Annotated in this window: 4 protein-coding genes and 1 pseudogene; 4 read left to right on the forward strand and 1 reads right to left on the reverse strand. The window is 40.5% G+C overall.

The features are described from left to right. Positions 1-677: pseudogene (locus ACESK1_RS11715) on the reverse strand (DNA polymerase IV); the annotation flags it as partial. Between the two features lie 227 nt (positions 678-904). On the opposite strand from ACESK1_RS11715, the gene ACESK1_RS11720 reads away from it, so the two are divergent. From ACESK1_RS11720 to ACESK1_RS11735, 4 genes are all read left to right on the forward strand, one after another. Then, positions 905-1,483, forward strand: a complete 579-nt coding sequence (locus ACESK1_RS11720) for a Crp/Fnr family transcriptional regulator (protein WP_372920365.1) — start codon at positions 905-907, stop codon at positions 1,481-1,483. A gap of 75 nt (positions 1,484-1,558) precedes the next feature. Continuing rightward, a complete protein-coding gene (locus ACESK1_RS11725; RefSeq protein WP_372920366.1) occupies positions 1,559-2,929 on the forward strand; it encodes a TolC family protein in 1,371 nt (456 codons plus the stop codon). A gap of 110 nt (positions 2,930-3,039) precedes the next feature. Further along, entirely contained in the window at positions 3,040-3,999 is a 960-nt protein-coding gene (locus ACESK1_RS11730; protein ID WP_372920367.1) for an HlyD family secretion protein, read from the forward strand. Between the two features lie 4 nt (positions 4,000-4,003). After that, a complete protein-coding gene (locus ACESK1_RS11735; RefSeq protein WP_372920368.1) occupies positions 4,004-5,164 on the forward strand; it encodes an ABC transporter permease in 1,161 nt (386 codons plus the stop codon). Positions 5,165-5,530: the final 366 nt, after the last annotated feature.

Below are 5,530 nucleotides of genomic sequence, written 5' to 3' on the forward strand. Positions count from 1 at the left end.
GCTCTTTTCCATATCGTGCGGCCGTTCTTGCCCAGGACACTTTCCAGCATTTCCAAAGGCATTTGCTGGATGGTTTCAATCTTATAAATACCCAGGTTCATCAGGGTTTGATAGGTTTTATTGCCTATCATGGGAATCTTGTTGACGGCAAGAGGAGCCAGGAAATTTCGTTCGCTGCCAAGGGCCACGATGCTTTCGGCATTGGGTTTGGCCTCGTCGGTGGCGATCTTGGAAACGATCTTGTTCTGGGATAGACCAAATGAGATGGGGAGACCACTCTCCTGTATGATATTTTGCCGAAGTTCTTTGGCAAATTTCTCTATTCCGAAGAACTTATCCATTCCCGTGAGGTCAGCATAGAATTCATCTACACTGGCTTTTTCAAAAGAAGGAACCTGACTTTTAATGATTTCGGTGACAACATTAGAGTACTTTGTATAGGTAGCGGCGTTTCCTTTTATAACAGTGGCATGAGGACAAAGCTGCCGGGCCATTTTCATAGACATTCCGGAGAAAATCCCGAATTTACGCGTTTCATAGCTCGAGGCGGCCACCACCCCACGATCCCCCATTCCACCTACGATAAGCGGCCGGTTATTTAATTTGCTGTTCAGCAAACGCTCCACCGACACAAAAAATGTGTCCAGATCGAGGTGTAGGATAGACTTTGTATTCATTTAATTAGGATTAAATCCATTAATTCGGATATAGTCCAAAATTATAAAATTGTGAAGATCCGGCAGTGGGTTTTAGCGTTAAATTTTTTGGTTTTCAGGGTGCCAGGTTGGAACCTCTTCAATTTAAAGGTTATAAAAAATCTTCATGCCTGACAGAGGTATATTATGCATAGTGCATCGGCAGGATTTAATTAACTTTATCATCTCATTTTTCAAGTTTTCGCTATATGGATCTTCGTAACTATTTAACAGACATTGTTTCTTTTCCAACTGAAGAACTGGAGGATATTATTTCTTATTTTGAGAAGGAAGCAATTCAAAAAAACAATTCCCTGGTAAAGGAAGGACAGGTTTGCTCTAAACTTTATCTGGTAGAGAAAGGTGTAGGGAGAAGTTATTATCTTAAAGAAGATGGAAAAGAGATCACACAATGGTTTTTTGTAGAAGGACAATTTATGTCGAGTATAGAAAGCTTTTTTCAGCAGAACCCAAGTTTATATTATCTCGAAATGTTGGAGGATTCGGTGGTATATAGTATTACACGCGAGAATCTTGACCTTTTATTTGCCCGATACCACAATATGGAAAAACTGGGAAGGCTTCTTTCTACAGAGATGCTTACACGGGTAGTCAATAAATTAAACGCCATCCAGTTTCAAACAGCCCGCGAGCGCTACGATTATATGCTTAATGAATATCCCGATATAGTTAACAGGGTAGCACTGGGGCACATTGCTTCCTACCTGGGAATGACCCAGGAAACCCTTAGCCGGATTCGTAAAGCAGAAATCCGGAAAAGATCCTGATTTATATTTTTTGATATAGGTCAAAAGAAACTGCCTTTTAAGTGAGGAGATTTGCAGTCTTAAAAAATAGCTGCAATGAAAATAAACTCACTGAAATTTAATCTCTTATTTATCCTACTTGCAGGCACGTTTTCCAATGTGTCTTTGGCACAGGAACCAGACCCCGTACTTGAAAACCTTATTAAAAAGGGTCTGGAGAAAAGTCATAGTATCAATATCAATCGGCTGGATACCGAACAGGCACGGGTAGACCAGAAACTTGCAAAATCTGTTTTTCTTCCCAAGGTTTCCTTAAGCGGCAGTTATACCCGCCTAAACGATGATATCTCCTTTGATGATGATACGCAACAGCTTTTAATGGCCACGCAAAAGCTGTTGATAAAAGAAGCCGCAGGTATTCCTTTTAACGCTGACTTTCCCGAAAACATTCCGCTGGAGGAAGTCAATAACCTCCAGGATAAAAATATTTTAAAATCTTCAGTAGATGTTGACTGGGTATTATTCAGCGGATTTGAGGCGACAAACGCCTTAAAAGCTGCCAGGCATAAAGAGGCCTCTTTACAATATTCAGGGATGGCCGAGAAAGACCGTATCATCCTTAAAATTATTGAAACTTACGATAGGCTGGCCCTGGTAAATGCTTCAGAAAAGGTGCTTTCGGCTTCCGAAGATTATTTGAAGGATCAGGAACATTTTGTAAGAAAAGCCATAGAAAACGGATTGGCTACTCCCATAAGTCGAAAAAAAATCGAATTAGCCCAGCAGCAATTGGCAGCCAGGCAACTGGAATATAAGCATAATAAAAGTCTTCTTATCGAGGTCTTACATCAGCAAACGGGAGAAGAAAAGGAAGTCCTACGCTCTCTCGACCCCAGCCTTTCAACAATGCTTACCAATGAAATTGCTCCTGAAAAAAGGAATGAAGTCAATGCTCTGGAAGAGGCAGAAAAAGCTTCAGAATATAAAGCTAAAATGGAGAAAAGCCATTTTATTCCGAAGGTGGCTATAAAAGGACATTACGAATTTTTAGAAGACGATTTATCTCTTTTAGATCCACAATGGTATGCTGCAATAGGGATAAAATGGAATCTTTTTGACGGGGGCCAGTCTCGTTTAAACAGTAAAAAGACAACACTCGAAGCCAGGAAATACCGGGAGCAGATCGAAGAGGCTGAAGAGATGATCGCATTGAGCATTGTCAAGGCAGAAAACGCTTATGAGGCTTCTCTTCAGAATTCACGCATCGCTGAAAAAGAAATCGAACTGGCCGATGCCACTTTAGATCTGGTAAACAAACAGCATAAAAATGATCTGGCTTCCATCACCGAAGTTCTGGATGCTCTTAAAGACCTGGAAAAGGCCAGATTTCAATTACAAGAATCTTATTTCAATCAGCGGCGGGCAGCCACCAAATTGCTTCACTCCAAAGGATTACTTAATTATTAAAACAAATAAAAAATGAAACCAGCATGCTGCTGGACCCAAATATGGCAACAAACAGGAACTTGATGATAAGCGTGTTCCTGATTTCCTAATTGGATTAAAATTATAAATATATGAGAACATTTAAAATTACAATTAGCCTTTTTAGTCTGTTAATACTGGCTTCCTGCAGTAATGAGCAGGAAATCACTTCTTACAGAGGAAAAGTGAAATTTGAAACCATCTCTGTTAGCAGTAAGCTGGCCGGACGCATTCATAAATTATATATAGCTGAAGGAGATGAGGTAAAGAAAGGCGATACTTTAGCCTTTCTTGATATTCCTGAGATAAGTGCGAAAATGATGCAGGCTGAGGGCGGGATAATGGCCGCTCGTGGGCAATACAATATGGCTAATGCCGGTGCCACCACCGAACAACTTATTCAAATAGACAGAAAGCTTGATGCTGCCAGGGCAGAATTGCAATTTGCAAACGAATCTTATTCACGGCTGGACAATATGTATAAGGATTCCCTGATTACTCGTCAGCAACTGGATGAGGTGAATATGAAACTTCAAATGGCCAGGTCCCAGGTTGCAGCCCTCGAAGCAAAACGCGAAGAAGCCGGGAAAAGTGCAAGAACTGAACAGCTGGACCAGGCCCGGGGCCAACTGGATCGCGCCCGTGGTGCCAAAGAAGAGGTGCTCACGGCCTCTCAGGAAATGTACCTTCTCGCACCTGCCGATATGACTATTGAAACTATTAGTCTTAAGGAAGGGGAGTTGCTAAGTCCCGGTTATGCATTGGTGAATGGTTATAAAAAGAACTCCGTTTATTTCAGGTTTACCGTTAATGAATCCAGGATTTATGATTTCGAGCAAGGCAGCGAACTGCTGATGATAAATCCATATACCAACGAAGAAATCACCGGCAGGATCGCTTATATAAAGCAACTGCCCAAATATGCAGAGATCACCAGCACGGCACCGATGTACGATCTGGCCGAATCTGTATATGAGCTTAAGGTCGTCCCGACTTCCAAGACCAGCGGGGAAACTTATTATTCCAATGCTACCATCCTGATCAAAGAATAAGCAGATGAAAGAATTTTTTAAATTATTGAGATGGGAATTTAAGCGTATTTTTTCCAATAGCGTACTTTGTGCGATTTTCTTTGGGGCTCCGGTCCTATACGGAATCTTATTTGGATACGTATACCAGCAGGCGAAAGTTGTTAATTTACCCATAGTGATTGTAGACCAGGATAATTCGCCGTTAACAGATAAGATCATCGATGCGTTTGAAGATAATGAAGGACTTCTGGTAAAAGACCGTCGTCATACTCCAGGCAATATTCTTGAAGAAATGCCGATGGAGCAATATGCAGCTGTGGTGACCCTACCTCCAGGTTTGGAGGCAGATATTCTTCAGAAAAGATATCCTGAAGTGAGGGTAGATCTTAATATGACCAATATTTTAAATGCTAATACAGCAAGCAATAATATTCAACAGGTATTAATGACTCTTAATGCAGGGATGGAAATTGAAGGTCTCAAAAAACAGGGAATGCCTCCGGCTGCTGCCGAAAAATCCTATGAGAGCTTTAAAATCAACTTCAATAAACTTTATAATTCTACCGGGAATTACCTTAGTTTTATGCTGCCGGGATTATTGGGAGCCATAATGCAACAGGTAATATTTCTTGCAATGGCATTGGTGTTTTCACGGGATTTTGAAGATGGATATTTCAGGCAATTGGTCAAAAAAGAAAAATCTTCATTATATCTTATAGGTTTAAAAGCCACTCCTTTTTTACTGTTCCTGCCTGTGATGTGGTTTTTTGTGAGTCGGCTTTTTGTTTTCTTCAATGTGGAAGCCGACATATTCAATATACCCATGTTGATTTTGGTGATTCTTTTAAGCCTTGCTTCTATGGGCGTGGGCATGTTGTTTTCTGTAGCCATTCCGAACCAGTTAAAAGCCACAGAATTGCTAATGGTGATCTCTACACCGGCTTTTGTGATTAGTGGATTTACCTGGCCAAGTCTTGCAATTCCGGGTTTTATTAACGGGATAGCACAGTCAATCCCCGTCACTCACTTTCTCACTGCTTTTAGAAAAGTGGCTTATTTGGGCGGTGATATTAGCCACGTTCTACCGGAAATAAAAATGCTTTTGCTCATAATTTTCATAAGTTTTATTGCAATGGCAGTGTTGCTGCAAATTAAAATAAGCAAAACAAGGAAGAGGCAGATTTAATTGTATCTATTTAAAGTCATTGGGCAACTGTCGCCATTTTCTTATATGGAGATATCCCGGTAATAATATTATTGGGCCGTCTTCAGTTAGAAAACAGGTAGGCTAGAAATAGTTTTAAGAAGTTTTTTTCCTGAGAAATATCATTCTTTTCGGTGCATTTATACACTAAGTTTATTAGAGATATTAACCTAAAACACATATAATGAGAATATTATTTTTATTGGCCTTTCTGTTTTTAGGCATCCAAACAGGGATTGCGCAAGACAGGGACCAGGACAAAGACCAGGATCGTGATCAAACACGATTGATGATGGTAGATGGAGACCTTTTACAAATAAGAGATCAGGATCAACAAAGGCTGCAGGA

The sequence above is a fragment of the Salegentibacter sp. genome (assembly GCF_041642575.1).
Taxonomy (GTDB): Bacteria; Bacteroidota; Bacteroidia; order Flavobacteriales; family Flavobacteriaceae; genus Salegentibacter.

Coding starts and splice junctions, on each gene's coding strand:
- ACESK1_RS11720 (WP_372920365.1), top strand. CDS start 905: ATGGATCTTCGTAACTATTTAACAGACATTGTTTCTTTTCCAACTGAA.
- ACESK1_RS11735 (WP_372920368.1), top strand. CDS start 4,004: ATGAAAGAATTTTTTAAATTATTGAGATGGGAATTTAAGCGTATTTTT.
- ACESK1_RS11730 (WP_372920367.1), top strand. CDS start 3,040: ATGAGAACATTTAAAATTACAATTAGCCTTTTTAGTCTGTTAATACTG.
- ACESK1_RS11725 (WP_372920366.1), top strand. CDS start 1,559: ATGAAAATAAACTCACTGAAATTTAATCTCTTATTTATCCTACTTGCA.